Origin of the sequence: Psychrobacter sp. GP33 (assembly GCF_014119005.1) — a bacterium.
In the GTDB taxonomy this organism is placed as follows: Bacteria; Pseudomonadota; Gammaproteobacteria; order Pseudomonadales; family Moraxellaceae; genus Psychrobacter.
This window is the reverse complement of sequence record NZ_JACGYX010000024.1, coordinates 1-1334: the sequence shown is the minus strand read 5'-3', so window position 1 is coordinate 1334 and position 1334 is coordinate 1. Positions and strand designations below refer to the sequence as shown.

The 1334-nt window shown below is 47.5% G+C and carries 1 protein-coding gene; it reads right to left on the bottom strand.

The genetic code is table 11. The annotated features are described in order from the left end of the window. Nucleotides 1-1334 (bottom strand): FAD-binding oxidoreductase (locus tag H2245_RS11970; RefSeq protein ID WP_182407638.1); only part of this gene is annotated, 1334 nt, incomplete at both ends.

Here is a 1334-nt window from a genome sequence, read left to right as displayed (position 1 = left end):
CCACGATTCATAATATTATTCGGATCAAACACCTTCTTAATCTCTTTCAGGTATGCAATCTCAGTTTCACTGCGGCTGTAGTGCAAATACGGCTTCTTTGTCATCCCCACCCCATGTTCTGCCGACACCGAACCGCCATACTGTTGTACCGTCTCAAACACAAACTTATTGACCACCTGACAGGCCGCAAAGAAATCATCCTTACTCATAGCTTCTGGCTTAAGAATGTTGAGATGCAAATTACCATCGCCAATGTGCCCAAACCAACACACCTCAAAATCTGGATAGTTATTGCTAACAATGGTATCAATATCATTGATAAATGCAGGGACGTGAGTGATTAACACCGACACATCATTCTTATAAGGCGTGAACACTGAAATGGTCTCTGAGATATACTCGCGCAGCTTCCATAATTCCTGCGCTTGGGCGATGCTTTGGCTCATCACCCCATCGACCACCCAACCTTGTTCCATACAATGCTCAAAGATTGCCATCGCCTTATCCATGATTGGCTCATACGGCGCTTCAAACTCTAACAAGGTATAAAACCTGGTACGGGATTCAAACGGCTCTTGTACTTGACCATGCGCCATTAGCTTATCAATCGCCACGCTATCAAAGAACTCAAAGGCGGTGAGGTCAATCTTCGCTTGAAAAGCCGACAACACATTCATCACATCACTGAAGTTGTCCATACCCAGTACCATGACGGTTAAGTCTTGTGGTGGACGCTCAAGCTTAATCTGTGCATGAGTGACTAATCCCAATGTGCCCTCACTACCGATAAACAAATGGCGTAAGTCATAACCCGTGGCATTTTTAACCATACCGCGATTCAGATGCAAGATATCGCCCTTACCCGTAACCACCGTCAAGCCCATAATCCACTGCCGAGTCATGCCGTAACGAATCACCTTTATACCACCGGCATTGGTGCCAATATTGCCACCCATTTGGCTAGACCCTGCTGAGGCAAAGTCTACAGGATAATAGAGGTCGTGAGATTCTGCAAACTGTTGCAACTGTTGAGTGATGACGCCCGCTTCAATCTCAACCATCCGGTCGGCAGGATAAAAGGTGCCGATTTTATTCATCTTGTCCATGCTGATGACAATCTCGCCATTGGCGGCTACGGCACCGGCAGATAGTCCGGTACGTCCACCACTGGGGGTGAGGACGACATGATGCTCATTTGCCAAGAGGACTAAGGCTTGAACTTGGTCGGTGCTCTTTGGAAAGACGATGGCACTAGGCGCAGGTGCAAAGTGTTTGGTCCAATCCTTGCCCCAATGCTCTAAACTTTCAAGGTCGGTGCGGATTTGACTGGGGTC